Annotated in this window: 11 protein-coding genes; 9 read left to right on the forward strand and 2 right to left on the reverse strand. The window is 69.2% G+C overall.

The annotated features are described in order from the left end of the window. The first annotated feature begins 15 nt into the window (after positions 1-15). From P2P98_RS01710 to holA, 6 genes are all read left to right on the forward strand, one after another. A complete protein-coding gene (locus P2P98_RS01710) occupies positions 16-1,812 on the forward strand; it encodes an asparagine synthase-related protein (RefSeq protein ID WP_275796579.1) in 1,797 nt (598 codons plus the stop codon). A 5-nt stretch (positions 1,813-1,817) separates the two neighbouring features. Beyond that, positions 1,818-2,087 carry a PqqD family peptide modification chaperone gene (locus P2P98_RS01715; RefSeq protein ID WP_275796581.1) on the forward strand — a complete coding sequence of 90 codons (270 nt, stop codon included), beginning with the start codon at positions 1,818-1,820 and terminating at the stop codon, positions 2,085-2,087. Next, on the forward strand, positions 2,080-2,523 hold the full coding sequence (locus tag P2P98_RS01720; RefSeq protein ID WP_275796583.1) for a lasso peptide biosynthesis B2 protein: 444 nt from the start codon (positions 2,080-2,082) through the stop codon (positions 2,521-2,523). The genes P2P98_RS01715 and P2P98_RS01720 overlap by 8 nt, the downstream gene beginning before the upstream one ends. Before the next feature lie 166 nt (positions 2,524-2,689). Beyond that, positions 2,690-3,307, forward strand: coding sequence for a helix-hairpin-helix domain-containing protein (locus P2P98_RS01725; protein WP_275796585.1), 618 nt, complete (start codon positions 2,690-2,692; stop codon positions 3,305-3,307). Next, a complete protein-coding gene (locus P2P98_RS01730; RefSeq protein ID WP_275796587.1) occupies positions 3,304-5,601 on the forward strand; it encodes a ComEC/Rec2 family competence protein in 2,298 nt (765 codons plus the stop codon). Before P2P98_RS01725 ends, P2P98_RS01730 begins: the two co-directional genes overlap by 4 nt. A 1,098-nt stretch (positions 5,602-6,699) precedes the next feature. Continuing rightward, positions 6,700-7,737 (forward strand): DNA polymerase III subunit delta, encoded by a 1,038-nt coding sequence (gene holA, locus P2P98_RS01735; RefSeq protein ID WP_275796589.1) that lies wholly within the window; start codon positions 6,700-6,702, stop codon positions 7,735-7,737. Between the two features lie 215 nt (positions 7,738-7,952). On the opposite strand, the gene rpsT is transcribed toward holA, so the two are convergent. Together rpsT and P2P98_RS01745 are read right to left on the reverse strand one after the other, a co-directional pair. Then, positions 7,953-8,213, reverse strand: coding sequence for a 30S ribosomal protein S20 (gene rpsT, locus P2P98_RS01740; RefSeq protein ID WP_058596304.1), 261 nt, complete (start codon positions 8,211-8,213; stop codon positions 7,953-7,955). 118 nt (positions 8,214-8,331) lie between these two features. Next, positions 8,332-9,054, reverse strand: a complete 723-nt coding sequence (locus P2P98_RS01745; protein ID WP_275796591.1) for an alpha/beta hydrolase — start codon at positions 9,052-9,054, stop codon at positions 8,332-8,334. 64 nt (positions 9,055-9,118) lie between these two features. Between P2P98_RS01745 and lepA the strand changes: the two genes are divergently transcribed. From lepA to hemW, 3 genes are read left to right on the forward strand one after another with little or no spacing between them, the layout of a single operon-like run. Then, positions 9,119-10,963 carry a translation elongation factor 4 gene (gene lepA / locus P2P98_RS01750; RefSeq protein ID WP_058596306.1) on the forward strand — a complete coding sequence of 615 codons (1,845 nt, stop codon included), beginning with the start codon at positions 9,119-9,121 and terminating at the stop codon, positions 10,961-10,963. A gap of 13 nt (positions 10,964-10,976) precedes the next feature. Continuing rightward, the gene (locus P2P98_RS01755; RefSeq protein ID WP_058613096.1) at positions 10,977-11,621 is read left to right on the forward strand and encodes a DUF1990 family protein; all 645 of its coding nucleotides are present in this window, start codon (positions 10,977-10,979) and stop codon (positions 11,619-11,621) included. Further along, complete coding sequence (hemW, locus tag P2P98_RS01760) at positions 11,621-12,838, forward strand: radical SAM family heme chaperone HemW (protein WP_275796594.1); 1,218 nt, start codon at positions 11,621-11,623, stop codon at positions 12,836-12,838. The genes P2P98_RS01755 and hemW overlap by 1 nt, the downstream gene beginning before the upstream one ends. The last annotated feature ends 23 nt before the right edge of the window (positions 12,839-12,861 follow it).

Below are 12,861 nucleotides of genomic sequence, written 5' to 3' on the forward strand. Positions count from 1 at the left end.
ATCTGAGTCGACACCATGCGCTTCCTGCTCTATCCCGACCGAGAGGTCATCGCGCCCGCCCCCTCCGCGGCGTTGCCGAAGTATGTTCCGCATATCTCCGGACGCCCGTGGATCGTCGGCGACTGGGACGACGCAGAGATCGTCCAGGCCTCGAACAAGGATTACCGAGTCGTTCTTCTCGGCACGGTCGGGAGCAGCGATGAGGAGCTCCGTTCGTGGCTCGACGCCGGCGGCCGAGAGCCGGACTTCACGACGATTCACCGCAGCATCGCCGGGGCGTTCTTCACCCTCGTCTCCACGTCCGCCGGAACCACGCGGGCTTTCGGGACGCTGTCGAGTTTCCGGCGCCTGTCCTTCTCCACCGACCCGGACGCCCCGCTCGCCTCCAATTCCCTCGCGCTGCTGATTGAGATGTTCCGCCCGCGTCTCCGCGAGGAGCGCGTGCCGCTCGCCCTCATCGCTCCGCGCGCACCCTGGCCCCTCGGCGACGCGAGCTACTGGCAGGGAGTCGAGAACGTGCTGCCGACCCATCAACTGTGTGCGGATACGACGGGTCCCCTTCACGTGAGCGAACGGTGGGCTCTCCCTCGACGCCACGTGCCACAGGACGAGGTCACGCCGGCTCTGACCGCGGCGCTTCACGCCGCCATCGAGGCGCGGGCTCGACACGCCAGATCCACCCTGAGCACGGACCTCTCCGGAGGGATGGATTCGACCTCCCTCGCGTTCTTCGCGCGAGAACACGCGAGCGAGCTGACGACCATGCACCTCGGCATCAGCGTCGAGATGAACGACGACGCCGAGTGGGCGGATGCCGCGGCCCGGGCGCTTCGCAGCCGGCACATCCGCGTGTCGCACGACGAGTTCCCGCGCTGGTTCGCCGGATGGCACGTCACGAACGAGCGGTTCGCGGCGGAGCCCGAACCGTCCATCCGCACGGAGGGAATGCACCGCGCGATGGCCGAGCGTCTCAGCGAGCACGGCTGCACGATCCACCTCGCCGGCTCCGGAGGAGACGAGCTCTTCTACCCGGACGAATCCGTCCTCCCCGGCCTGCGACGCGAGGCACCCGCGGCGCTCTACGGGGCGATCCGGGGGATGGCGACGCTTCACCGCTGGCCCCTGGCGAAGACGGTTCGCGCCGCGCTCAACAGGGACGATCCACGTTCGTGGCTCGTGCGGGAGACCGCGTCGCTGGGCATGACGGAGTTCGAGCGGCCCTCACCCGCGTGGGACGTCGTGTTCTCGCTGTCCCCGTGGGCCACGGACACCGCGCTGTCGGCGGTCCAGGATCTGATCCTCGAGAACACCGCGGATGCACAACTCGATGCCGCATTCGCCAGCGACGCCGTCGCGTACGGAATGATCACACGCAACGGTCAGATCCACCGCGCCCTCGATGAACAGACGCGTGAGGTCGGCGTCCGCTACGAAGCGCCTTTCCTCGATGACGCGGTCATCGAACTCGCGCTCCAGGTGCGCCTGGTCGATCGTCTGAACACCCGTCGCTTCAAGCCCGGCCTCGCCGCGGCCGCCGCGGGCGTCGTCCCCGATCTCTTTCTCGACCGACGGTCGAAAGGCGATTACATCTCGTTGATCTACACCGCGTTCAACGAGCACCGCAGATCCATCGCGGCCCAGGCCGACGACTTCCGCCTCGGCCGACGCGGACTGGTCGACGTCGAGCGCCTGAAAACGTATCTGCAGAGCATGCAACCCCAAGCGCAACACTTCTTCCCGTTCGAATTTCTCCTGGCCGCGGAGCGTTGGCTTCGGGCCGCGGATCGGATGACACTCGTGAACGAAAGGTGAGCACGATGCCACACACCTACCACCTCGCCGACGACGTCCGCTTCACGGAAGTGACCCACGGGGGCGTTCTGCTCAGCCGACGCTCCGGGCAGTACCGCCAGGTGAATCCCTCCGGAACGCGCATCCTCCGCCTCCTGGTCGACGGGGAGCCCGTGGACGGCATCGTCGAGCACCTCCAGAAGCGGTACCCGGATGTCGACGCCGCCCAGATCACGCGCGATCTCCACCAACTTCTCGATGACCTCGCCGCCGAAGGAGTACTCGTCCGTGTCTGACATCGTCGTTCCCCTCGAAGCCCGGCAACGTCTTTCGGCGAACGATCGGCTCCGCGCGTTCCTCGTGCTTCCCCTCGTCTTCTTCCTGGTGCGGCAACAGCCCGATCGACTCGAACGCCTGCTCACGACACTCGCGCGCGGGAGGCTAGCCGCCGATCGATCGCTGGTCGAGCGCGGTCTCGATGCCGTCGTCTCCGTCAGCCGGAGATGCGCGGGACGCTATTGTCTCGATCGCGCGACGGCGACCGCGCTGTTCTGCTGGACCTATGGCAGATGGCCCGAATGGCACGCCGGCGCCGCGATCGATCCCTTCCGTGCTCACGCCTGGATCTGCGTCGAGGGCGCACCCGTTCGCGAACCCACGTCCCTGATGAAGTACTTCGTGCCGCTGATCAGCGTGGGTCCGTCGACGAATCCCGATGCGCCCGCGACCTGAGACCGTCGCGCCTGGCCCGCTGGCGGAGTCCGGGACGCACACCCCGTCGCCACGTCTGCGCTTGCGCTCCACAGCGGATCCTCCCCAGTTCTGCCTCGCGGCGAACGATCCACGGATGACGCTCAGATGCCCGCGCACCGTTCCTTCCTCTTCCTAGGGTTGCCGGGTGACCGAGACCCTCGAATCCCCACCGGGTGCGCTCGCCGCGCGTCGGCGGCTGGGAGTCGGGGCCGTGATCGTTCTGGTCCTGATCGCCTTCGCGGTCACGATCGGCATCGGAATGCTGCGGGGCGTGTCCGGCACGCAAGAGGTGTCCGCCGCATCCCCACCGCTCGCGACCGCGCTCGCACCCCCGCAGGCCGGTCTGTACGTCCACGTCGCGGGTGCCGTGCGCGCCCCCGGCCTCTATCGCCTCGCCGCGGGCGACAGGGTCGCGGATGCCGTCGCCCGGGCAGGCGGCTTCACGGACGACGCGGAGCGCGCCGGGGTGAACCTTGCACGACCCGTCGCGGACGGGGAGCAGATCGTGGTGCCCGTTGTCGGAGCGACACCCGACGACGGCACCGGTGCGGCCCACGGCACCGCCGCAGGAGGCCTCGTCGACCTGAACACGGCCACGCGCGAAGAGCTCGACGCACTGCCGCGGGTGGGACCGGCGATCGCCGACCGCATCATCGCGTGGCGGAAGGAGAACGGCCGCTTCACCAGCGTCGACGATCTCGGCTCCGTGCCGGGCATCGGCGACAAGATGCTCGACGGCCTCCGAGACCTGGTGCGGGTATGACGGCCCTGCAGCGCCGTGCGCTGCGACCCGCCGCCGTGGCGATCGCGACGTGGGCCGGTGCAGGATGGGCGACCTCGACGCCGGATCTGGCCGGGCTCATGGTCTCGATGGCGGTGGTCGCTGCCCTGTGCGCGGCGGCGTTCCTGAGGGTTCGGCATCCCGCCCTCGGTATCGCCGCGGTGGCGCTCGCGTGCGCGGCCGCGACCGGTGGCAGCGTCACGGCTGCGGCCCCGGCCCGTGCGCAGATCGCCGCCCTGCAGGTCGAAGGGGGTCGTCAGCTCGATGTCGAACTGACCGTCGTCGGACACGTGGCCGGGGCGAGCGACGGCGGCGCGTGGTTCGACGCGGTCGCCTCTCGCGTCACGGCGGGAACCGTCACGGTGACCGGTGGCATCCCGACCCGTGTCGGCGTGGATACGGGCGGTCGCGCCGCGGTCGCGGCATCCGGTCTTGGCAGCGTGATCCGCCTCACCGGACGAGCGGTCCCGCCGAGACCAGGGGAGAGGGCGATTCTCGTCCTCCGCGCGCAGGAGATCGTCGAAGCGCCTGCACCCGAGGGTATCTGGGCGTGGTTCGAAGCGCTGCGTGACGGCCTCGTCGCCTCGACCCGCGGACTCCCGCAGCCCGGGGCGGGTCTCGTGCCGGGACTCGCGGTGGGCGACACGTCGAGCCTCGATCCCGCGACGGATGCGGCCATGACCGCCTCCTCCCTCTCTCACCTCACGGCCGTCTCCGGTGCGAACTGCGCGCTCGTCGTGGGCGCCGCGTTCGTCCTCCTGGCAGCGGTCGGCGCCCCGCGGTGGCTCCGCGTGGTCGGGGCGTCGGCTGTTCTGATCGGCTTCGTGGTGCTGGTGACACCCGAGCCGAGCGTTGTTCGCGCCGCGACCATGGCCGCGATCGCGCTGCTGGCCCTCACCCTCGGCCGCCCCGCTGCGGGAGTGGCGGTGCTCTCCGCCGCGGTGACGGTGCTGATGATCGCCGATCCGTGGCTGTCCACCTCCCTCGGCTTCGCTCTGTCCGCAGCGGCCACCGCGGCCCTGCTCGTCCTCGCCCGCCCGATAGCGCGCGGTTTAGAGCGATGGATGCCACGCGCCCTCGCCCTCGCGTTGGCCGTGCCGACGGCCGCTCAACTCGCCTGCGGACCGCTCATCGTCCTGATCGATCCCCACGTGCCGTTGCTGGGAATCGTGGCCAACCTCGTGGCAGACCCGGCGGCGGCACCCGCGACCATCGCGGGCGTCCTCGCCTGCATCGCTCCCTTCCCCTGGCTGCGCGACGGGCTTTCCGCTCTCGCCTGGGTCCCCGCGTCCTGGATCGCCGCGGTGGCACACACCACGAGCGGTATCGGGGCGCAGAACCTGCCGTGGCCCGACGGGGGGTTCGGCGCGGCACTGTTGACGCTCGTCAGCGCATCGATGGCCGTCGCCCTCATCAGACCGACCCGGGTCAGACGGGTGACCGCACTGTCGATCGCGATCGTCGCCGTCACCGTCGGCCTGATTGCGGGTCACACCACCCTGCGAACGGTCGCCGGGCCGCTCACGGTCCCGACGACGTGGGATGTGGCCATGTGCGATGTCGGACAGGGCGACGCCACGCTGTGGCGCTCGGGCAGCGCGGTGGCGCTCGTCGACACCGGACCCGAACCCGAACCGCTCGCGCAATGCCTCCGAACCTTCGGTGTCGACCACCTCGACCTCGTCGTGCTCACGCACTTCGACCTCGACCACATCGGCGGGTCAGCAGCCGTCGTCGGACGAGCCACACTCGTCGTCCACGGGCCCGTCGACGTCCCCGAGGATCAGCGACTGCTCGACCGGTTCGCCGCGGCGGGTGCAGAGCTGCAGCAGGCGACGACCGGGACGACGGGAACGGTGGGGGAGACCCGCTGGCAGGCTCTCGGGCCGGCGCCGCGCGACGAGCCCGGCAACGGTGCCAGCGTCGCCCTCGACGTGGTCGGTGCGGACTTCCCGCGCACCGTGCTTCTCGGCGACCTGGGCAAAGACGCACAGGCCGCCCTGCTCCGTCGGGTCGAGGTACCGCGGGTGGATGTGGTGAAAATCTCGCACCACGGCAGCGCCGACCAGGATCCGGAGCTCTACCGGCGTCTGCATCCCCTCGTCGGACTGATCGGCGTCGGAGCGGACAACCGCTACGGGCACCCCACCGCCACACTCCTGTCGACGATGACCGCGCTCGGTGTCGTGGTCGGGCGAACGGATACCGACGGAGACCTCGCGGTCAGCATGACTGACGGGCAGCTGACGCTGTGGCGTGCACGGCCGCCGGGGTAGCCAAGTGCTCGCTTCTCCGGCACGGAGGCCGACGCGTCACCGCGTCGAAGCGCCCGAAGCCACCGTTGAGGCGGGGAGGTCAGACATGGGCCAGGTCCGACGAGTGAACACCTGCGCTCTAACTCGGCGGGACGGCGGCAAGAGCGTTGGCTCCCATTCTCCAGTCACCGTCCGTTCGGTAGCCGAACCGTTCGCAGAAGTGCTTGAAGCGTGTGCGCACATCTCGGCGGCGCCGGTCGAAGATCCAAGGAAGAAGCGGGTCGATACGACGGAGGCTCACGCCGTCTAGGGGGCCTTCCCCTCGCTTCCACTCATCAGACACACACAACCCGTGACGAGCGAACCGCGTGATTGCGCGAGCCTGCCACGACCATCGGGGCACCTCCAGCCGGATCTCTGCGCCCGGGGACGCTGGCTCCGCATGCCAGGTGTACACGTCCGTAAGGCGAACCCGGACAAGAGGCACGCCAACGGCCGCGGCGAGCAACGACCGGTGGTTGCCGTTATTACCCACCGTCCCTACCCAACCACCAGGTCGGTGCCACAGCGACCAATCCGCAGCTTTCAATTCGCCCTCGGCTTCCGACCTCGACCACGTTCTCAGGTAATCAGCCGACTCCAGAATCGAGTGGTGGTAAGGGAAGTCTGGGTGCGTAGTGACGACATGGTCGTTCCGCAACCACGCCATTGCGCCGACCGAGATTCGGGACGACCCCGCCCATTTGAAGGAGGGAGAGACCTGGGGACGTCGCTGCGCGCAGACGCGGTCAAGCCGAAGACGAGCCTGGGCGAACGTCAATGCGGCATGCCCCTGCCACCAGTGATTCCATATCGCTCGTGCCGCAAGCGCCAGAGCAGAGCCGTCATCAAGGATGAACCCGCGGGTATCCAGCGCTTGTGCGACGGGATTGCATGTTCCTGTCATGTGGCCTCTTTCAATTCGACGGGCGCCGCGGCTATACAAGCGGCCCCATTCTCCTCACACGAGGACGTCAGGTTCCGCGAGGCCTGCACACTAGCAAGCATCCTCGCGCGTCATCCCGCACCCCCAGAAGTCATCCCGACCGCAATGTCGGACCCGGTCGGTAGGCTGGAGAGGTGACCCCGGCTCCCCGACGCTCCGCTCCGGCGAAGGCCAAAACGGCCATCCCGCAGGTGTCGTGGCGTACGCCGCAGCCCGCGCCGATCGTTCTCGTCTCGGGGCCCGAAGAGGTCTGCGCGGAGCGCGCGACCGCGGGCATCCGGGAGTTCCTCAAGAGCGAAGACCCGAGCCTCGAGGTCACCGACGTACGCGCCGACGACTACGCTGCGGGAACGCTGTTGGCCGTCACCTCGCCATCCCTGTTCGGCGAGCCGCGTCTCGTCCGCGTCGGGGGTGTCGAGAAGTGCAGCGACACGTTCCTCAGCGAGGCCGTGTCGTACCTTGCTCAGCCGCAGGACGGCGCGACGGTCGTGCTCCGCCACACGGGGGCGAGCGTGCGCGGCAAGAAGCTCCTCGACGCGATTCGCGCGGGCCAGGGGAGCGGCATCGAGATCGCGTGCCCCGCGATCAAGCGCGACTCCGATCGCTTCGACTTCGCCGTGGGCGAGTTCAAGGCCGCGGGCAAGCGCATCGCACCCGTCGCCCTGCGGGCACTCGTCTCGGCCTTCGCCGACGACCTCACCGAGCTCGCGGCCGCGTGCCAGCAGCTCATCGCCGACGTCCCGGGCGACATCGACGAACGCACCGTCGAGCGTTACTACGGCGGCCGCGTCGAGACCTCCGCGTTCACCGTCGCCGACACCGCGATCGCGGGGCAGTACGGCCCCGCGCTCCTCGCACTGCGCCACGCTCTGGCATCCGGAGCCGATCCCGTCCCCCTTGTCGCCGCGGTCGCGATGAAACTGCGTACGATGGCCCGCGTGGCCGGTACGCGGGAGCCGTCGTCGCAGCTCGCGCAGCGTCTCGGCATGAAGGACTGGCAGGTCGACCGCGCGCGCCGCGACCTCGGGGGCTGGACCGCCGCGAGTCTCGGCCGGGCAATCCACGCGACCGCGCGCGCAGACGCCGAGGTGAAGGGCGCGTCTCGCGACGCGGTGTTCGCGCTGGAGCGCATGATCACGATCATTGCAACGCGCGCGCCCTACGGCGACTGACCGACGCCGCGTCCTGCCTCCGCGGCCGGAGGCTCCGCGCGCACGGCCGCGCCACGAAAACAGGGGATGCCACCGAAACAGGCCGCTGCGGCCCACAACCTCCTGTTCTCGTCGCATCACCTGTTCTCGTCGCACCTCTTCCCGTGTGGCATCCCACCCCGGAAACGACAAAGCCCGCCCCGCGGATGCGGGACGGGCTGTCGAGGTACGGCGGCTCAGAGAGCGGCGACCGACTTCGCGATGGCCGACTTGCGGTTCGCGGCCTGGTTCGAGTGGATGACACCCTTGCTCACGGCCTTGTCGAGCTTCTTGGTCGCGGTGGCGAGCGCCTTCTCGGCGGCTTCCTTGTCACCGGCCAGGACGGCCTCGCGGGTGCGACGCACGTGCGTCTTCAGCTCGCTCTTGACGGCCTTGTTGCGCTCGCGCGCCTTCTCGTTGGTCTTGTTGCGCTTGATCTGCGACTTGATGTTCGCCACGTCGACGGTCTTTCGTTTGAGTGAGTGTTGGAAGTGCCGGGCGAGCGGTAGAGGGACGCTGCACCGGCGGTCGTGGAGGTCGGGAAAAACCCCACACGCAAGCCAAGCGCCAAGCTTATCAGGTCGACGCCTCGATCGTGGTGAGCGCCACCTCCAGCAGCGCGTTGAACACCCGCGGCCTCATCGCCGTCACGAGGTGCGTGGTCCGCGGCACCACGATCAGCTCCGCGTGCGGGGCGAGCGACACGAACAGCCTCTCGTTCACGCGCAGCTGATCCCACTGCCCGTTGATGAACCACAGCGGAACCCGGATCCGACGAACGGATGCCAACAGGTCGAGCACCGACAGAGACGCCAGGGCCGTGTCCTGCGCGTCGAACGCGTACCCGCCCGCGCCGAAGTCCGGCCGGGTCTCGGGCGGCAGCGTCCGATCGAGCACGCGGTTGGTGAGACCGAGACCCCGGTCCGGGAGGCTGTCGAACCGTCGCGCGAGGAAGCGGTACGCCGCGAGCCCCACACCGCGGGGGATCGACGTGCAGGATGCCGCGATGAACGCCGCGACCGGGGGAGGGTCCTCCCGCCCGACGTACTCGATGGAGAGCAGCCCTCCCATCGAATGCCCGACGAGCAGCACGGGGCCGCGGGTCGCGGCATCCCGAACCGCCCGATCGATCGTGGCGAACGCCTCGTCGAGGGTGAACTCCTCGCCCCGCCGGGTGCCGTGCCCCGGCAAGTCGACGGCCGCCACGGGGTTGCCGCGATTCTCGAGGTATTCGACCTGCGCCCGCCACATCGTCGCCGACGTGCGGATGCCGTGCACGAGCACGACCTGGACCGTCATGGCATCCACTGTAAAAGCGACCGCGGACGGTGATGTCGGCGCACCCCCGTAGAATCGACGGAACATGTCACCGCGCGCCCTGAAGCCCCTCGAGCCGTCTGCCACCCCGCCGGAGCAGATCCGCAACTTCTGCATCATCGCTCACATCGACCACGGCAAGTCGACGTTGGCCGACCGCATGCTGCAGATCACCGGCGTCGTCGCCGACCGCGACATGCGCGCGCAGTACCTCGACCGCATGGACATCGAGCGTGAGCGCGGCATCACGATCAAGTCGCAGGCTGTCCGGATGCCGTGGTCCACCGCCGACGGCACCTTCGCCCTCAACATGATCGACACGCCCGGTCACGTCGACTTCACCTACGAGGTCAGTCGCTCGCTCGCCGCGTGCGAGGGCGCGATCCTGCTCGTCGACGCGGCGCAGGGCATCGAGGCACAGACGCTCGCCAACCTCTACCTGGCGCTCGAGAACGATCTGACGATCATCCCGGTGCTGAACAAGATCGACCTCCCGGCGGCCGACCCCGACAAGTACGCGGCCGAACTGGCCGGACTCATCGGAGGCAAGCCCGAAGACGTGCTGCGCGTGAGCGGCAAGACCGGCATGGGCGTCGAAGACCTGCTCGACCTCATCGTCGAGAAGATCCCGGCGCCGGTCGGCAAGGCCGACGCCCCCGCTCGCGCGATGATCTTCGACTCCGTCTACGACGCGTACCGCGGCGTCGTGACGTACGTCCGCATGGTCGACGGTGCGCTGTCGCCGCGCGAGCGCATCCAGATGATGTCGACCACCGCGACGCACGAACTCCTCGAGATCGGCGTCTCGAGCCCCGAGCCAATCCCGACCAAGGGTCTGGGCGTGGGCGAGGTCGGCTACCTCATCACGGGTGTGAAGGACGTCCGTCAGTCGAAGGTCGGCGACACGATCACCAACCAGCGCAAGCCCGCCACCGAAGCCCTCGCCGGCTACACCGATCCGAAGCCCATGGTGTTCTCGGGCATCTACCCGATCGACGGCAGCGACTACGCGGAGCTTCGCGAAGCGCTCGACAAGCTGAAGCTCTCGGACGCCTCGCTCCAGTACGAGCCCGAGACCTCGGTCGCCCTCGGCTTCGGGTTCCGCTGCGGATTCCTCGGCCTGCTGCACCTCGAGATCATCACCGAGCGCCTGTCGCGCGAGTTCGGTCTCGACCTCATCACCACGGCTCCCTCGGTCACGTACGAGGTCACCACCGACACCGGCGACACGGTCTCGGTCACGAACCCCAGCGAATACCCCGACGGGCGCGTGGCCTCGGTGTCGGAGCCGATCGTCAAGGTCGGCATCCTGCTCCCGAAGGACTACGTCGGCACGGTCATGGAGCTCTGCCAGTCGCGCCGCGGAACCCTGCTCGGCATGGAGTACCTCAGCGAAGACCGCGTCGAGCTGCGCTACCACATGCCCCTCGGCGAGATCGTGTTCGACTTCTTCGATCACCTCAAGTCCCGAACCCAGGGGTACGCGAGCCTCGACTACGAACCGGCCGGTCAGCAGACCGCCGACCTCGTGAAGGTCGACATCCTGCTCCAGGGCGAGAAGGTCGACGCGTTCAGCTCGATCGTCCACCGCGAGAAGGCCTACGCGTACGGCACCCTCATGGCCGAGCGTCTGCGCAAGCTCATCCCGCGCCAGCAGTTCGAGGTGCCCATCCAGGCCGCGATCGGCGCGCGCATCATCGCGCGCGAGACGATCCGCGCCATCCGTAAAGACGTCCTCGCCAAGTGCTACGGCGGTGACATCACCCGAAAGCGCAAGCTCCTCGAAAAGCAGAAAGAGGGCAAGAAGCGCATGAAGATGGTGGGCCGCGTCGAGGTTCCGCAGGAGGCGTTCATCGCCGCCCTGTCGGGAGACGTCGAGGCCAAGAAGTAGAACGGGAGGCAGCATGCGTCGGCAGAACTTCACCGATGACACGGTCGACTACGCCGCCGTCGGCGCCACCCAGGCGCACGATCTGATGCAGTACCCGCCGGAGCACTCGATCCCCGCCGAAGACGCGTGGCGGATCGGCAGCGGCGAGGAGCGTTTCGCCGCGGCCAGCGAACTCCTGCTGTCGTGGGCTCCGCTGCGCTCGGGCGATCTCAGCATCAGCGACGTGCGTCCGGCATCCGGAGGCGGGTATTCCGGCGTGGGCTTCGACGCCGACGGCGCTCCCGTCGCCCCGAGCAGCCTCGAGCCCGAGCAGCGCTTCGCCGCCGACGGCACCCCCTTCGTGAGCCCGGGCACCGGAGTGCGCCTCCACGGGAAGGTCGACGGGCACCGGGCCGACGCCGAGCTCCGCGTCATCTCGGTGTTCGAAGAGCCGCGCCGCGTCGGCTTCATCCTCGGCACCGTCGGGCACTCGAACGTCAGCGGCGAAGAGCTCTTCGTCGTGGAGTGGCGCGACAACGACGAGGTCTGGTTCGTGGTCCGCGCGTTCGACCGGCCGACCGTCCCCTCCTACCGTCTGTTCACGAGCCGCCTCCGCCGCCGTCGGCGGGCGCTCTTCACGCAGTACCTGCGCGCGATCTCTCCGCTGTACACGTCCTGATGGGCGGGCCCCTTCCCCTCGGAGACCCCGCTCCCGCCGACGGGCGATTGCCCGACGACCTGACGATCGACCCCGCGACGGACTTCGGCGTGTACCTGCACGTGCCGTTCTGCCGCGTGCGTTGCGGATACTGCGACTTCAACACCTACACCGCGAGCGAACTCCGCGGAGCGCGGCAAGACGACTTCGCCGACACGCTCGCGTCCGAAGTGCGCCTCGCGGGGAGGGTGATGGATGCCGCGGGCCCCCGCCGCATGGCATCCACGGTGTTCTTCGGCGGAGGCACGCCGACGCTGCTCCCGCCCGGCGACCTCGCGCGGATGCTCGACGCGGTACGCACGGAGTTCGGCATCGCCGACGGCGCCGAGATCACCGTGGAGGCCAACCCCGACACAGTCGACGATGCCGTGACGGAGACGCTGGCGGCCGCCGGGGTGACCCGCGTCTCGGTCGGGATGCAGTCCGCTCGTCCGCACGTCCTGGCCGCCCTCGACCGGACGCACGACCCGGCGAACGTGGCGACCGCGGTGGCCGCCGCGCGCCGAGCCGGCCTCGACGTCTCGCTCGACCTCATCTACGGCGCACCGGGCGAGTCGCTCGACGATTGGCGTGCGTCGCTCGAGGCGGCCTCGGCCCTCGACCCCGACCACATCTCGGCGTACGCCCTCATCGTCGAAGACGGCACGAAGCTCGCGCGACAGATCCGCTCCGGCGCGGTCGCCATGCCGGATGACGACCTGCAGGCCGACATGTACGAGCTCGCCGACGAGTCGCTCTCCGACGCCGGGTACGACTGGTACGAGGTGTCGAACTGGTCGCGGGGCGTGGCCCACCGTTCGCGGCACAACCTCGCCTACTGGCGGGGCACCGACTGGTGGGGCTTCGGACCCGGCGCCCACAGCCACGTGGCGGGACTCCGCTGGTGGAACGTCAAGCATCCTGCCGCGTACGCGCAGCGTCTGGCCGCCGACGAGTCGCCTGCCGCTGCGCGAGAGCGGCCCGATGAAACGGCTCGACGTCTCGAGTCGGTGCTGCTGCGCAGCCGCATCCGCGAGGGTCTGGCGGTGTCGGAGCTGCACGGCGAGGGCCGTAAGGCCGTGGCCTCCCTCATCGCCGACGGGCTCGTCGAGGGTCCGGATGCCGTGCGCGGGCGCATCGTCCTCACCCGGCGCGGGCGCCTCCTCGCGGATGCCGTCGTACGGGCCCTCACCGCCTGACGCTGCCCGCAGTCGGGCCGAGT

The sequence above is a fragment of the Microbacterium sp. Kw_RZR3 genome (assembly GCF_029222405.1).
In the GTDB taxonomy this organism is placed as follows: domain Bacteria; phylum Actinomycetota; class Actinomycetes; order Actinomycetales; family Microbacteriaceae; genus Microbacterium.